Origin of the sequence: Galbitalea soli, from assembly GCF_010686725.1 — a bacterium.
GTDB lineage: Bacteria > Actinomycetota > Actinomycetes > Actinomycetales > Microbacteriaceae > Galbitalea > Galbitalea soli.
In genome coordinates this window covers 162,122-175,678 of sequence record NZ_JAAGWZ010000001.1, presented here as the reverse complement: position 1 = coordinate 175,678, position 13,557 = coordinate 162,122, and the positions used below count along the sequence as shown (strand labels likewise).

The following is a 13,557-nucleotide window of genomic DNA, read 5'->3' as shown; positions in this document are numbered from 1 at the left end:
CCACCCGCAGCGGATACTCGCCGAAAAGCGCCACCTGAAAATCGCAGACATCGCTTTCCCGCGCACATCGGCACTGCAACTGTCGCAAGCACTGGCGGGGTGTAACAACCCGGTAACCTTGAGATGCGGTCGACGGGTGGGAGAATCTCCACTTTCGTACCGAGGGCAGGGCCCTCGGAGCCGGATCAAGAATAGCAGAGGAACGAAGCGATGAGCGAGCCCGACTTTTCCGAACCGCTGGAGGAGCTGCGTGACATCGCCGATGTGCCCGCCGTCGAGGTGATCAACACCGTCGCCGTGCACCTCATGAGCGCGGCCGCCGTGAAGCTCGGACTCGCCGACGACCCGGGGCAGCAGCTCGACCTCGACGAGGCCCGCAAGCTCGTGACCGCGCTCGCCGGCCTCGTCACCTCCGCGGCCCCCGAGATCGGCGACCAGCACGCACGCCCGTTGCGCGACGGCCTTCGCACGCTGCAACTCGCCTTCCGCGAGGCATCGCCCTATCCGGATGCGGTGGGCGCGGGACCGGGCGAGAAACTGACCGGGCCGGTCAACTAGAGCGGCATCCCCGCCCGGGGGGGCGCAGCGCAGCGGTCCGCGACAGATCATCGCGGCGGAGCCCAGCTCAGTCCACGCTCGCGAGCCGTAGTGCCACCGAGTCCACGCGCTCCGCGATGATCGCGTCCGCGGCCCAGCGCTCCTGCACGCGACCCAGCAGCGCGTCGAGCGACGCGCGGTCGAGGCCGGGCCGGAGCGCGAGCTGCACGATCAGTTCGGGCGCCGCGAGGCGGGCATCCGGGTCGCCGGCGGTGGCGGCGAGTCGCACGACGTCGACTTCGCCCCGCACGCTGGCGCGGAAGGCCGTGAGCACCTCGGGATCCGTGGTCGCGGGCACCCAGTCGCGCTCCTGCGCGATGGCCCACAGGGCCGGGCGCCGCACCGCGAACTCGCCGGGCGAGGTGGGGTCGAGGATGACCAGCTCGGTGCCCTCGCTCGCCGCGGCCAGCGCGACGCGGGTCCCGGCGGCGGGAACCGGCCGTGCCCGGGGATTCCACGCGGTCATCGCGGCGACCGAGGAGAAGACGGGGAGCGCCGCACGCCCATCGGGCGCCGCGACCGTGACGATGGAGAGCTCCTGGCTCTTGTCGACACGCCGCCCCTGCGCGTTCTCCCCCGCCTCGCCGAGCACCGCGACGAGCGGAATCAGCAGTCGAACGGTTCGAATGACGGCGACCACGGCGGCCTGATCGACCTCACCGGCGCGGAATCGGTCCAGCACTCGGAGCAGCTCCGCGGGGGCGGAACCGTCGTCGGTCGAGGGCGGCGCGTGGTCGAACGATCTCCCCGCCCACGGCACTCCCGCCGAGTCGGCTCCGCTCACCGCCGACACCTCGGTCGATCCGGCTCAGTCGCCCGCGACCGCGAGGGCCTCGGTGAGCGTGAACGCGCCCGCATACAGCGCCTTGCCCACGATCGCGCCCTCGACGCCCGACGGCACCAGGGCGCGAAGGTCGCGGAGGTCATCCAGGTTGGAGATTCCGCCGGAAGCGACGACCGGCTTGTCGGTGCGCTCGGTCACCTGCCGGAGGAGGTCGAGGTTCGGCCCGCGCAGGGTGCCGTCCTTGGTCACGTCGGTCACCACGTAGCGCGCGCACCCGGCGGCTTCGAGCCGCTCGAGCACCTCCCACAGATCGCCGCCCTCCTGGGTCCAGCCGCGCGCCGCGAGGGTCGTTCCGCGCACGTCCAGGCCCACGGCGATCGCATCGCCGAAGCGCCGGATGACCTGCGCAGCCCACTCCGGGTTCTCCAGCGCCGCCGTCCCGAGGTTGATGCGCCGAGCACCGGTCGCGAGGGCGGCCGCCAGCGAGGCGTCGTCGCGGATCCCGCCGGACAGTTCGATGTCGACCGAGGCGGGTGCGCTGCGCACCACCCCGGCGATGAGCTCGTAGTTGTTGCCACGACCGAACGCGGCATCGAGGTCGACGAGGTGGATCCACTCCGCGCCGTTCTCGATCCACTCGGTCGCCGCGCTCAGCGGGTCGCCATAGCTGGTCTCGCTGCCGGCCTCCCCCTGGGTGAGCCGGACCGCCTGCCCGTCGGCCACATCGACGGCGGGCAACAGGATGAGGCGGGGCGGGGTGTCGGTCATCGTGGTGTGCTTTCTGATCGGACTAAAGAGTGCGCAGCCAGTTGCGCAGGAGCTGGATGCCGGGCTCGCCCGACTTCTCGGGGTGGAACTGGGTGGCGGCGAGCGGCCCGTTCTCGACGGCGGCGACGAAGGGAACCCCGTGCGTCGCCCAGGTCACGCGCGGCACCGGAAAGGGCGCGATCGCGTCGAGCGTCCAGCGCTGGGCGGCGTAGGAGTGCACGAAGTAGAAGCGCTCGTCCTCGATGCCATCGAAGAGCGCGGAGCCCGGGGCGACCTCCACCGTGTTCCAGCCCATGTGGGGCAGGATCGGGGCATCGAGCTCGTCCACCACACCGGGCCACTCACCGAGGCCCGGCGTCGTGTTGCCGCGCTCGACTCCGTTCTCGAACATGACCTGCATTCCGACGCAGATGCCGAGCACCGGTCGTCCGCCGGCGAGACGTCGCTCGATGAGCTCACCCCCGCGCACGGCATTCAGCTGCTGCATGACCGCGGAGAACGCGCCGACCCCGGGGACGAGGAGGCCGTCGGCGGCGGCCACGCGGCCTCGGTCGGCGGTGAGCTCGACCGTCGCACCCGCGAGCTCGAGAGCCTTCACCGCGGAGTGGACGTTGCCCGAGCCGTAGTCGAGCACCACCACACTGGGAGCACTCACGGTCAGAGCGCACCCTTGGTGGAGGGCACACCGCTCACGCGGTCATCCCGCGCGACAGCCTGGCGGAAGGCGCGCGCGAAGGCCTTGAACTCGGCCTCCGCGATGTGATGCGGGTCCCGGCCCGCGAGCACGGTGACGTGAACGGTGAGCCCCGCCGCGAAGGTGATCGCCTCGAAGACGTGGCGGATCATCGATCCCGTGAAGTGGCCGCCGATCAGGTGAAATTCGAAGCCGGCCGGCTCGCCGCTGTGGACGAGGTAGGGGCGGCCGGAGACGTCGACGACGGCCTGCGCGAGAGCATCGTCGAGCGGGACGATGGCGTCGCCGAATCGGGAGATACCCGCCTTGTCGCCGAGGGCCTGCGCGATCGCCCTGCCGAGCACGATGCCCGTGTCTTCGACGGTGTGGTGCACGTCGATGTCGGTGTCACCACTCGCCTTCACGATGAGGTCGACGAGCGAGTGCTTCGCGAACGCAGTGAGCATGTGGTCGAAAAACGGCACGGTGGTGGAGATGTCGGAGATGCCGGAGCCGTCGAGGTCGATCGTGAGCTCGATGCGGGATTCACTGGTCTCCCGGGTGAGGTGGGCCGTGCGCGCGGTCGTCATGCGTCGATCCTATCGATCGCGCCGATCGTGCCTCGCGCCGTGATCCGCGCCATCGCCTCGAGGAACGCGGTCGTCTCCTCCTCCGTTCCCGCCGTCACCCTGAGGTGACCGGGGATGCTCAGGTCGCGAATGATGATGTCGTCGTCGAGGAGGGCCTCGAAGACGGCGTGCGGGTCACGCACACCCCCGAAGAGGACGAAGTTCGCCCAGCTGTCGTGCACCTGGTACCCGAGCTTCGGCAGTTCGACGAGCAGGCGGTCGCGCTGGGACTTGATGTCGTCGACCATCGCGAGCATCTGCGGGGTGTGCGCAAGAGCCGCGATCGCGGCCGCCTGCGTCAGTGCCGAGAGGTGATAGGGCAGACGCACGAGTCGCAGCGCATCCGCGATCGCGGGGTCGGCCGCGAGGTAACCCACCCGCGCCCCTGCGAAGGCGAAGGCCTTGCTCATGGTGCGCGAGACGATCAGCCTCGGCCGCCCCGCGAGCAGGCTGAGCGCAGTGGGCAGCTCTGCGGGGGCGAACTCCGCGTAGGCCTCGTCGACCACGACGATGCCGTCCGTGGCGTCGTATGCCGCGGTGATCGTGTCGAGGTGGAGCGGCGTGCCGGTGGGGTTGTTGGGTGAGCAGAAGAAGACGATGTCGGGGCCGGTCTCCTCGATCCATCGCACGGCCGTCTCGGGAGAGATCCCGAATTCTTCGTCGCGCTCTCCCCTCAGCCACGCCGTGCCGGTGCCGGCCGCGATGATCGAGTGCATGGAGTAGGTGGGCGGAAAACCCAGCACGCTGCGACCCGGACCCCCGAAGGCCTGCAGGATCTGCTGCAGGACCTCGTTGGACCCGTTCGCCGCCCAGATGTTGTCGGCGCCCAAGCCATGACCGAGGTAGCTCGCGAGACTCTCGCGCAGCAGGGTGAACTCGCGGTCGGGGTAGCGGTTGACGGTGCGGATGGCGTCGGCGACCGCGTCGACGATGCCGCGCGCCACGTCGTCGGGGATGGGGTGCGTGTTCTCGTTGACGTTGAGGCGGATCCGCACGTGCTTCTGGGGCGCCCCGTACGGCGTCAGCCCTCGAAGGTCGTCACGGATGGGCAGGTCGTCGAGCGAGGTCACCATCGAATCTTAATCGGTGGCAACGCCGCCCACGGCCAGCGGGGCGCCTCAGTGCGAGTAGGCCGCGGGAATCTCGAGGGACTGACCGGGCTGCAGCGTGGCGGAGTCGAGCTGGTTGAGGTCGATCACGTCGTCGACGAAGTCGCGCGGGTCGGCCGTGGGCGCGATGACGCTCGCCAAGTGCCAGAGGGTCTCCCCCGGCGAGACCGTGACGGTCTGGAGCGGGGCGGTCGCGGCCGAGGAGGTGGCGATGGCGCCACCGGCATTGATGCCCGACACGAGGGCCCACACGACGAAGGGGGTTGCCACGAGCAGGGTCAGGACGACCCGACCGCGGCGCGTGAGACGCAGCCGTGAGCGGGCGGCGGGACGCTGCGTGAATGTCATTGCGGTCATGATTCGCTCCTCTGCTCGTACTTCTGCTGCCAACTCGGATGTGTGTGTGTGAAGCCCAGTGCTGGATAACCCAGTGCTGGATAACCCAGTGCTGGATAACCCAATGCTGGGTGACGCAGTGCTGGGTGACCCAGCGTCTGGTGTCCCAGTGCTGGGTGTTCGTACCCGGCGCTCGGCCGGGAGTACCGGGTACGAATCCCTGTACCGAACATACCTTCGACTCTTCGAATTGGCAAGATCATCTTCGAACGAGCCACCGACATTTTCACGACACACTCGAACAGACGTATCGGTGCGCGCTCGAAATGGATAGAGTTTCGATTGGTTGGTCAGAACTCAACCAGTCACCACCGACAATCGCACCGCGCATCAGCTCGGCGCACCAGCTCGGCGGAGCAGCCTGGCACAGCAGCCCGGCGCAGTAGCCCGGCGCAGTAGCTCCGAGCCGCAGCTCCACGCCGCAGCTCCACGCCGCACACGAATTCAAGGAGACACCGCATGGCCGCCACCGACGACGACATCGCAGCCGACGGAGCATCGGCGTCCCCGCGACTGCGGCGCCGGACGCATCTCACCGAGCGCCAGCTCGCCGTGCTCGACGCGATCCAGCGATCGGTGTCGACCCGGGGCTACCCGCCGAGCCTTCGCGAGATCGGCGAGGCGGTCGGGCTCTCCTCCCTGTCGAGCATCGCGCACCAGGTGACTCAGCTCGAGCTCGCGGGCTACATCCGCCGCGACGCCAATCGGCCGCGCGCGCTCGAGATCCTCATCGATGTCCCGCAATCCGACACCCCGACCGACAACGCGCCGGCCGTCGGCGACGTGCGGATGGTTCCGATGGTCGGCCGCATCGCGGCGGGCATCCCCATCACGGCCGAGCAGCAGGTCGAAGAGGTGTATCCCCTCCCCCGCCAACTGGTGGGCAAGGGCGAGCTCTTCATGCTGAAGGTCGTGGGGGAATCCATGATCGACGCGGCGATCTGCGACGGCGACTGGGTGGTCGTGCGCCAGCAGAACACGGCGGAGAACGGCGACATCGTCGCCGCGATGCTCGACGACGAGGCCACCGTCAAGGTGTTCCGCCAGCGTGACGGTCACACCTGGCTCCTGCCGCGCAACAGCAACTTCGAGCCGATTCTCGGCGACTACGCCACGATCCTCGGCAAGGTCACGGCGGTGCTCCGCTCGATCTGAGAGCGAGCGGAGGCCGCCGCGTTGTGGGCGCGACGGCCAGCGCCCGTGGTCAGGCCGATCTAGGCATCGACCTTGGCGCGCACCGCGCGGGTCGCCGCGAGCACGTTGCGCAGCGACTCCACGGTCTCGGTGTAGCCGCGGGTCTTGAGACCGCAGTCCGGGTTGACCCAGACCTGGCGCTCCGGGATGCCCGCCAGCGCGGTCTCGATGAGCGAGGTCACCTCGGCCACCGAGGGAACGCGCGGCGAGTGAATGTCGTAGACGCCCGGGCCGATGCCACGGCCGAATGCGCTCCGCTTGATGTCGTCGACGACCTCCATCTTCGAGCGCGCCGCCTCGATCGAGGTGACGTCGGCGTCGAGCTTGTCGATCGCGTCGATCACGACACCGAACTCGGAGTAGCAGAGGTGGGTGTGGATCTGCGTCTTCGGTGCGACGCCCGCGGTGGCGAGGCGGAACGACCCGACCGACCAGTCCAGATAAGCCGGCTGATCGGCCTTCTTCAGTGGGAGCAGCTCGCGCAGTGCCGGCTCGTCGACCTGGATGATGCCGATGCCTGCGGCCTCGAGGTCGGCGATCTCGTCACGAAGGGCGAGGGCGACCTGGTTGGCGGTGTCGGCCAGCGGCTGGTCATCCCGAACGAAGCTCCAGGCGAGGATCGTGACCGGGCCGGTGAGCATGCCCTTGACGGGCTTGCTCGTGAGGCTCTGCGTGTAGCTCGACCAGCCGACCGTGATCGGTGCGGGCCGCGACACGTCGCCCCAGAGGATCGACGGGCGAGTACAGCGGCTGCCGTAGGACTGCACCCAGCCGTTCTGCGTCACCGCGAAACCGTCGAGGTTCTCGGCGAAGTACTGCACCATGTCGTTGCGCTCGGGCTCGCCGTGCACGAGGACGTCGAGGCCGATCTCCTCCTGCAGCTCGACGACCCGCTTGATCTCGTCCTGCATGGCACCGACGTACTCGCCCTCGGTGATCTCGCCCTTCGCGAAGCGCGCCCGCTCGCGACGGATGTCGCCCGTCTGCGGGAACGACCCGATCGTCGTGGTGGGGAGTGCGGGCAGGTGGAGCGCCTCCTCCTGGGCGGCGGCACGCGTCGCGTAGTCGCCCCGACTGAAGTCCGCCTCGGTGAGTTCGGCCGCGCGCGCCCGCACCGCGCCGTCGCGCACGCCAGGAGCGGCGAGGCGGTCGGCGAGAGCCGCGGAGGCCGCGTCCAGTTCGGCCGCGACCGACTCGCGCCCCTCGTCGAGAGCCCGTGCGAGGGTCGCGACCTGTCCGACCTTCTGGTCGGCGAACGCCAGCCAACTGACAAGCCGTGCATCGAGCAGCGGCTCGTCGGCCACGTCGTGCGGGGTGTGGAAGAGGGAGGTCGAGGTGGAGGCCGCGACCGTGGCCCCGCTCGCGCGCAGGGACTCGAGGGTGTCGAGCGCCTTCGCGAGGTCACCGCGCCAGATGTTGTGGCCGTCGATCACGCCGCCGACGAGAACCTTGTCGCCGGCGTTCAGCTCCGACGGGATACCGCCGCGCACGAGGTCGAGTCCGATCGCCTCGATGGGGGCCGCCTCGAGCACGGGGAGGGCGTCGTCCAGGCTGCCGTAGGGCGCGGCGACGAACAGCGCGGGGCGTGCCGGAACGGCCCCGAGCAGCGCGTAGGCGCGGGCGGTCGCGGAGAGCACCTCGGCGCGATCGACCTCGATCGACTCGCTGACGAGGGCGGGCTCATCGAGCTGGACCCACTCGGCGCCGACCGCGGTGAGCGCGGCCAGCAGCTCGGCGTAGACGGGGAGGAGGTCATCCAGGCGGTCGAGCGGGCGGAAGCCCTCGGGGGCTCCCTCGCTCGGCTTGCTGAGGAGCAGGAAGGTCACCGGACCGACGATCACCGGACGGGTGCGGAAGCCGGCGACGGTGGCCTCGGCGACCTCGCGAACGAGTCGGTCGGAGGCGAGGTGGAAGTCGGTCTCGGGACCGATCTCGGGAACCAGGTAGTGGTAGTTGGAATCGAACCACTTGGTCATCTCGGCGGGCACCCGGTCGCCCTCGCCGCGGGCGATCGTGAAGTAGCCCGCGAGGTCGATCGTGCCGTCGGCGGCGACGAGGTCGGCGAACCGGGTGGGCACCGCGCCGACGGTCACCGCGGCGTCCAGCACCTGGTCGTAGTAGGAGAAGGCCTCGGGGATCGAGGAGTCGGTGCGGCCCAGGCCGAGCGAGGCGAGACGCTCGCGCGTGGCCGCGCGCAGCTCGGCGGCGGCGGTCTCCAGCTCATCGGCGGTGATGCGGCCGGCCCAGAAGGCCTCGACGGCTTTCTTCAACTCGCGGCGGCGGCCGATGCGCGGGTACCCGAGGATGGTGCCGGTCGGGAAGGCGGGCGTGGTCATGCGTTCTCCTTGATTGGGGTGGTGACGGTGTCGGGAAGCAGTCCGACGCCGTCGAGCACGTCGAGCACCGCCTCGTGCTTGTTGAAGGTGTACAGATGGATGCCGTCGTCGGGCCCGGTGAGGACCGCGCGCGACAGCTCGATCGCGTGCTGGATGCCGACGTCGTACTGGGCCTCGGGCGAGCCCACGCTCTCGAGCCGCCGGAGCAGCGCCGTGGGCATGCGCTCCTGAGTCAGCTCGACCATGCGGTGCAGGCGCTGCGGCGACAGGATGGGCATGATTCCCGGGAGAATCCGCATCGTGACGCCGGCCCGGCGGGCCTGTTCGACGAAGCGCAGGTAGTCGTCGGCCTCGAAGAACAGCTGCGTGATCGCCAGGTTCGCACCCGCCGCCTCCTTGGCGAGCAGGGTGTCGAGATCCTGCTCGACCGAGCGAGACCGCGGATGCCCGTTCGGGAAGGCGGCGACGGCGATGGTCACCTTCCGACCGCTGCGCAGTCGCACCGCACCCGGGAGACCGGGGATCGCCTCCTCGTGAAACTGGGCCTTCTCGGCCTGAACCCGGTGGATGAGCTGCACGAGCTCCCCCGCGCTCTTCAGGTCGCCGAGGAAGTCCTCCCCCTCGACGAAGCCCTGCGGCGGGTCCCCGCGGAGGGCCAGAAAACTCGTGAGCCCCGCGTCGAGGAACTCCCGGATGATCCGTGATGCCTCGTCGTAGGTCCAGCCCACGCAGGTGAGGTGCGCCATGGGCGGAACGGGTGTCGTGAGGAGGTGACGGAGCACGCCCAGCGAGAGATCCCTGGTGGATCCGCTCGCGCCGTACGTCACCGAGATGAACTCCGGCCGCGTGGCGACGAGCAGCCCGAGGGACTCGTGCAGGGCGCGCTCAGCAGCCTCGCTGCGAGGCGGGTAGAGCTCGAATGAGAAACGTGCCACGGGGGCGCCCTCCGGAAGGTGATCACGGCGGGGCGGGTGCCGGGCTCGGCGGTCGCTCCCGGCGCCACACACTCGACGCCGTTGACACACACAGTACCAACAGCTCGGCGTGTGTGACGACGAGTGTTTCGCTGTGTGTCATCGACCTCGCGTCAGCGCGCGGTGACCACCTCGAACTCGCGCATCGACTCGACGCTGTGCGGGTGCACGAGCGCGGTCACGCGAGTTCCCTCCTCGACGTACTCGGTGGCGAGCACCCGGCCGCCCACGTGCAGCCGGGAGATGATCTCGCCCCGGTGGTAGGGCACGAGCAGTGTCATCTCGACCTCGGGGGCGGGGATCAGCTCGGCGATCCGGGCCAGGAGTTCGTCGATGCCCTCGCCGGTCCGCGCCGACGCGAACACGGCCGTCGGTTCGAGTCCGCGCAGCACGAGGCGCTGGTCGTCGTCGACGAGGTCGCTCTTGTTGAACACCACGATCTCGGGGATGCTCCGCGCATCGATCTCGCCGATGACATCGCGCACCGTCGCGAGCTGACTCGCCGGGTCGGGGTGCGAGCCGTCGACGACGTGGACGATGACGTCGGCGTCGCCGACCTCCTCGAGCGTGGACCGAAACGCTTCGACCAGCTGATGAGGGAGGTTGCGCACGAACCCGACGGTGTCGGTGAAGGTGTAGGCACGGCCATCCGGGGTCTCGTACTTGCGGGTCGTCGCGTCGAGAGTGGCGAAGAGTGCGTTCTCGACGAGCACGCCGGCCTTGGTGACCCGGTTGAGGAGACTCGACTTGCCCGCGTTCGTGTACCCGGCGATCGCCACGCTGGGCACCGAGAACCGCGTGCGATTGGCACGCTTGGCCTCCCGCGCGGGCAGGAAGCCCTTGATCTGCTTGCGGAGCTTCGCCATGCGGGTGTGGATGCGACGACGATCGAGCTCGATCTTGGTCTCACCGGGGCCGCGGCTGCCCATTCCGGCCCCCGCCCCACCGACCTGACCACCGGCCTGGCGGGACATCGACTCTCCCCACCCACGGAGGCGGGGCAGCAGGTATTCGAGCTGTGCGAGCTCGACCTGGGCCTTGCCCTCACGACTCTTCGCGTGCTGGCTGAAGATGTCGAGGATGACCGCCGTGCGGTCGATGACCTTGACTTTCACGACATCCTCGAGCGCGCGCCGCTGGCTCGGTGCCAGTTCGGTGTCGGCGATCACGGTGTCGGCGCCGAGCGAGGCGACGATTCCGCGCAGCTCTTCCGCCTTGCCGCGGCCGAGGTAGGTGCTGGGATCGGGGTGCGGGCGCTGCTGGAGGAGCCCGTCGAGCACGCGCGCACCCGCCGTCTCGGCGAGGGAGGCGAGCTCGCGCAGCGAGTTGTCCGCGTCGGTCAGGGTGCCGCTGGGGTAGGTACCGATGAGCACGACGTTCTCGAGCCGAAGCTGGCGGTACTCGACCTCCGTCACGTCTTCGAGCTCGGTCGAGAGCCCCTGGACCCGGCGGAGCGCGGCGCGATCCTCGCGGTCGAACTGGTCGCCGTCGCGGAAGTCGTCGTAGTGCGAATCGTTCTGCAGGGCGTCGGCACGGCCCGCGCCGCTCGCACCGAAGATCGTGTACCCGGCCGAACGCGTGCCCTCGCGCGCGAGCACCCGCGCCACGGCGGCGTCGTCGCCCGTGGTTTCGGGGGTGGTGGGGGTGTCGTCAGTCATGTGCACCAACTGTAGCCTTCTGTTTTTCGGTAGGTTTCTTGGATGGCCGATGAGCATTATTTCTCTGCATCACCGGGGAGTGAACTGGAGCTCCGGCAGATCCACGCCCGACTCGGGGGGCGCGACTACGAGCTGACCACCGCGAATGGAATCTTCAGCCCGGGTCGCGTCGATGTCGGCACCGAGGTCCTGCTGTCGCACACTCCCGCTCCACCGCCGGGCGGGAATCTTCTCGATCTGGGCAGCGGATGGGGCCCCATCGCGCTGAGTCTCGCACTCGCGTCGCCGCGCGCCACCGTGTGGGCCGTCGACGTGAACACCAGAGCCCTCGATCTCGTCCGCCGCAACGCCGACGCTCTCGGGCTCGGTAATGTCAACGCCGTCAGTCCCGAGGATGTTCCCGACGACGTCCGCTTCATGACGATCTGGTCGAATCCGCCCATTCGCGTCGGCAAGAACGAGTTGCACGGGATGCTCGATCACTGGCTGCCCCGCCTTCAACCGGGCTGCGACGCCTGGCTGGTGGTGCAGCGCAATCTCGGCTCCGATTCGCTCCATCGCTGGCTCGAGGCGAGCTATCCCGAGACCTTCCAGTTCACCCGGGCAGCGACCAACAAGGGCTACCGGGTGCTCCGCGCCCGGCGCAAGGCCTGAGCGATCACACGGCCAGTTCGCCCTCGAAGACGAGTTCTGCGGGTCCGCTGAGCGAGACGTGCTCCCCGTCCTCGGTGAGGAACATCCGCACGCCGACGGTGCCACCGGGCACGTGCACGATCCACTGATTCGGTGCACCCCGGCCCGCCCAGTGCCGGGTCGCCAACGCGGCGGCGACGGCGCCCGTGCCGCAGGAGAGCGTCTCGCCGCTGCCTCGCTCGTGGACGCGCATCCGGATGCGACCGACACCGTCTTTGACGAGCGGTTCGAGCGGCACCACGAATTCGACGTTGGCACCGTCGGTCGGCTCGGGATCGAGGTGGGGAATGTAGCTGAGGTCGGCGCTCGCGAGCTCCTCCTCGCTCGCGAGTGCGACGACGACGTGCGGGTTGCCGACATTGATGCCGAGTCCCGGTCGGGCGACCGGCAGATTGCGGGCGCGCACGAGAGGTTCACCGCCGTCGAGACTCCATCGGCCGAGATCGACCTGGAAGCCGCTGAGGTTGCGCTGCAGATCGCGCACGCCGCTGCGCGTGCCCACGGAGAGCGTGTCTCCGTCGGCGAGTTCCACGAGGCCGTTGTCGATGAGGAACCGGGCGAACACGCGGATGCCGTTGCCGCACATCTCAGCGGGGCTGCCGTCCGCGTTGTGGTAGTCCATGAACCACTCCGCCGATTCGTCTTCAGCCAGCGCCGCCGCACCCTCCGGGAGGTGGCGGGAGCGCACGGCACGAATGACGCCGTCGCCGCCGACCCCGAAGTGGCGGTCGGCGATCGCGGCGATCTGGCTGGGGGTGAGCTCGACGGTGCCGTCGGGGTCGGCGAACAGGACGAAGTCGTTGCCGGTCCCGTGGCCCTTGGTGAAGTGGATGCTCTGGCTCACGTGTCCATGCTAGCGAGCGCCGCATCCACCCGACCGGTGTCGTCGTGGTCGACCCAGGTGACGTCGGGGTACCGGCGGAACCACCCGACCTGACGCCGAGCGTAGCGGCGGGTGAGAGCGGCGGTCTGATCGATGGCCTCGCGCTCGCTGATCTGCCCTCGAAGCTGGGCGATCGCCTGGGCATAGCCGATGGCACGCGCTGCGGTCGTTCCCATGCGCTCCGGACCGATGCGCCTGACCTCGTCGAGCAGCCCGGCGCCCCACATCCCGTCGACCCTCGCGTCGAGTCGCTGGACGAGTTGGTCGCGTGGTGCCACGAGGCCGATGATGCGGGTGGGTCTCCAGGCGGTGTCGCTCCCGGGGAGACCGGCGCCGAAGGGCTCGCCGGTCAGCTGGATGACCTCCAGCGCCCGCACGATGCGCCTTCCATTGCTCGGGCCGATCGACGCCGCTGCGGCCGGGTCGACCTCTTTGAGCCGCGTGTACAGTGCGCCCGGCCCGCGCGCCTCGAGCTCGGTCTCGAGCGCCGCACGCACCTCCGGGTCGGTGCCGGGGAAGTCGAAGTTCCACAGCACGCTGGAGACGTAGAGGCCCGATCCGCCGACGAGGATCGGGGTGCCACCGCGCGCGGCGATCTGGTCGATCGTCGCCCTCGCGAGGGTCTGATACGCGGCGACGCTCGCCTCCTCCCCCACGTCCAGGATGTCGAGGAGGTGGTGCGGAATGCCCTGACGCTCTGCCTCGCTGAGCTTCGCCGTGCCGATGTCCATTCCCCGGTAGAACTGCATCGCGTCGGCGTTCACGATTTCCGCCTGCTGGCCGCGAGCGTCCAGTCGCTCGGCGAGGGCGAGGGAGAGGGCCGACTTTCCGGTTCCGGTGGCGCCGACGATCGCGACGATCAC

The 13,557-nt window shown here is 69.5% G+C and carries 14 protein-coding genes; 3 read left to right on the top strand and 11 right to left on the bottom strand.

Annotation, left to right across the window (positions count from 1 at the left end):
* Positions 1-210 precede the first annotated feature (210 nt).
* On the top strand, positions 211-558 hold the full coding sequence (locus G3T37_RS00800; protein WP_163471569.1) for a DUF1844 domain-containing protein: 348 nt from the start codon (positions 211-213) through the stop codon (positions 556-558).
* A gap of 67 nt (positions 559-625) precedes the next feature.
* Here G3T37_RS00800 and G3T37_RS00795 read toward each other — a convergent pair whose 3' ends face one another.
* From G3T37_RS00795 to G3T37_RS00770, 6 genes are read right to left on the bottom strand one after another with little or no spacing between them, the layout of a single operon-like run.
* Positions 626-1,381 carry an SseB family protein gene (locus G3T37_RS00795; RefSeq protein ID WP_163471567.1) on the bottom strand — a complete coding sequence of 252 codons (756 nt, stop codon included), beginning with the start codon at positions 1,379-1,381 and terminating at the stop codon, positions 626-628.
* A gap of 24 nt (positions 1,382-1,405) precedes the next feature.
* Complete coding sequence (gene priA, locus G3T37_RS00790; RefSeq protein ID WP_163471566.1) at positions 1,406-2,149, bottom strand: bifunctional 1-(5-phosphoribosyl)-5-((5-phosphoribosylamino)methylideneamino)imidazole-4-carboxamide isomerase/phosphoribosylanthranilate isomerase PriA; 744 nt, start codon at positions 2,147-2,149, stop codon at positions 1,406-1,408.
* A 22-nt stretch (positions 2,150-2,171) separates the two neighbouring features.
* On the bottom strand, positions 2,172-2,804 hold the full coding sequence (hisH, locus tag G3T37_RS00785) for an imidazole glycerol phosphate synthase subunit HisH (protein WP_163471564.1): 633 nt from the start codon (positions 2,802-2,804) through the stop codon (positions 2,172-2,174).
* Between the two features lie 2 nt (positions 2,805-2,806).
* Positions 2,807-3,412 (bottom strand): imidazoleglycerol-phosphate dehydratase HisB, encoded by a 606-nt coding sequence (gene hisB / locus G3T37_RS00780; protein WP_163471563.1) that lies wholly within the window; start codon positions 3,410-3,412, stop codon positions 2,807-2,809.
* On the bottom strand, positions 3,409-4,524 hold the full coding sequence (locus tag G3T37_RS00775) for a histidinol-phosphate transaminase (RefSeq protein ID WP_163471561.1): 1,116 nt from the start codon (positions 4,522-4,524) through the stop codon (positions 3,409-3,411). The genes hisB and G3T37_RS00775 overlap by 4 nt, the downstream gene beginning before the upstream one ends.
* Before the next feature lie 45 nt (positions 4,525-4,569).
* Complete coding sequence (locus G3T37_RS00770) at positions 4,570-4,917, bottom strand: LysM peptidoglycan-binding domain-containing protein (protein ID WP_163471559.1); 348 nt, start codon at positions 4,915-4,917, stop codon at positions 4,570-4,572.
* Between the two features lie 498 nt (positions 4,918-5,415).
* Between G3T37_RS00770 and lexA the strand changes: the two genes are divergently transcribed.
* Complete coding sequence (gene lexA / locus G3T37_RS00765) at positions 5,416-6,111, top strand: transcriptional repressor LexA (protein ID WP_163471557.1); 696 nt, start codon at positions 5,416-5,418, stop codon at positions 6,109-6,111.
* 59 nt (positions 6,112-6,170) lie between these two features.
* On the opposite strand, the gene metE is transcribed toward lexA, so the two are convergent.
* The 3 genes from metE to hflX form a co-directional block, all read right to left on the bottom strand.
* The gene (metE, locus tag G3T37_RS00760; RefSeq protein ID WP_163471555.1) at positions 6,171-8,486 is read right to left on the bottom strand and encodes a 5-methyltetrahydropteroyltriglutamate--homocysteine S-methyltransferase; all 2,316 of its coding nucleotides are present in this window, start codon (positions 8,484-8,486) and stop codon (positions 6,171-6,173) included.
* A complete protein-coding gene (locus tag G3T37_RS00755) occupies positions 8,483-9,421 on the bottom strand; it encodes a methylenetetrahydrofolate reductase (RefSeq protein ID WP_338401139.1) in 939 nt (312 codons plus the stop codon). Before G3T37_RS00755 ends, metE begins: the two co-directional genes overlap by 4 nt.
* A gap of 152 nt (positions 9,422-9,573) precedes the next feature.
* Complete coding sequence (hflX, locus tag G3T37_RS00750) at positions 9,574-11,118, bottom strand: GTPase HflX (protein ID WP_163471551.1); 1,545 nt, start codon at positions 11,116-11,118, stop codon at positions 9,574-9,576.
* A gap of 42 nt (positions 11,119-11,160) precedes the next feature.
* On the opposite strand from hflX, the gene G3T37_RS00745 reads away from it, so the two are divergent.
* A complete protein-coding gene (locus G3T37_RS00745; protein ID WP_163471549.1) occupies positions 11,161-11,772 on the top strand; it encodes a class I SAM-dependent methyltransferase in 612 nt (203 codons plus the stop codon).
* Between the two features lie 4 nt (positions 11,773-11,776).
* Here G3T37_RS00745 and dapF read toward each other — a convergent pair whose 3' ends face one another.
* Positions 11,777-12,655, bottom strand: a complete 879-nt coding sequence (dapF, locus tag G3T37_RS00740; RefSeq protein WP_163471548.1) for a diaminopimelate epimerase — start codon at positions 12,653-12,655, stop codon at positions 11,777-11,779.
* On the bottom strand, positions 12,652-13,557 hold the full coding sequence (gene miaA / locus G3T37_RS00735; protein ID WP_163471546.1) for a tRNA (adenosine(37)-N6)-dimethylallyltransferase MiaA: 906 nt from the start codon (positions 13,555-13,557) through the stop codon (positions 12,652-12,654). Before miaA ends, dapF begins: the two co-directional genes overlap by 4 nt.